The organism is Rhizobium sp. P2_G9 (assembly GCF_056403475.1).
The window spans coordinates 1-489 of record NZ_JBFUFK010000142.1 but is presented as its reverse complement, the minus strand read 5'-3'; the positions used below and the strand labels follow the sequence as shown (position 1 = coordinate 489).

The following is a 489-nucleotide window of genomic DNA, read 5'->3' as shown; positions in this document are numbered from 1 at the left end:
GTGGACGGTCGACACTGCGACGCTCTACCGCCACGTTTTCATCGCGCAGGGTAACGGTCTCGCTGACAGGCGTCTCGACGACATAGGAGCGAACGCGAACGTTGCCTGCATTGACGTCACGCTTGCCGACGCGAAGCTGTTCTTCGACGACCGGGATGACGTTTCCGTCACCCGAACGATCCGAAGCGAACGCGTCTTCAGTCATCCGGGCCGCCTGCTCGGCGGACGTAGAAAGCGGCGCGTTGGTCGAGTCGGCGGTGTATTTGTCCGCGCTCCAGCCTTCGGCGCGCCAGGAATCGGCCCACTCGTCGACATCGATCGTGCCCTCGTCGTCGAGGATGTCGACGGCCTTGTCATGCTGGGCTTCCGTGACGGCGTCCACCGTTACAAGATAGCCGCCGCGGCGCAGGCCCTCGGCGTAGACCGCGCGGTCCTCGTCGGGGAAAAAGAAGTCGCCGAGCGACGCCCAGAAGCGAAGCCGCGGCCTGC

The 489-nt window shown here is 65.0% G+C and carries 1 protein-coding gene; it reads right to left on the bottom strand.

Going from position 1 to position 489, the window contains the following annotated elements; translation table 11 throughout:
* A partial coding sequence (locus AC1DYF_RS40385; protein WP_477884558.1) for a YsnF/AvaK domain-containing protein occupies positions 1-489 on the bottom strand: 489 nt, incomplete at both ends.